At 56.5% G+C, this 246-nt stretch carries 1 protein-coding gene; it reads left to right on the forward strand.

What is annotated here, in order from left to right:
• Nucleotides 1-246 (forward strand): 2-dehydropantoate 2-reductase N-terminal domain-containing protein (locus FDX22_RS21675; protein ID WP_186805419.1); only part of this gene is annotated, 246 nt, incomplete at both ends.

Genomic DNA, 246 nt, shown 5'->3' on the forward strand with positions numbered 1-246 from the left:
CAAAGTAATGCTTCAATGACTGTGATTGGTGCCGGCTCGTACGGCACCGCTCTTGCTATCACCCTGGCAAGAAATGGCCACCAGGTTGTCCTGTGGGGCCATGATCCGAAACATATCGCGACCCTTGAGCACGATCGCTGCAACGTCGCGTTCCTCCCTGATGTGCCTTTTCCCGAAACGCTGCGCCTGGAAAGTGATTTAGCCACTGCGCTGGCCGCCAGTCGTAATATTCTGGTGGTGGTGCCG

The organism is Citrobacter sp. TBCS-14, assembly GCF_005280805.1.
GTDB lineage: Bacteria > Pseudomonadota > Gammaproteobacteria > Enterobacterales > Enterobacteriaceae > Citrobacter > Citrobacter gillenii.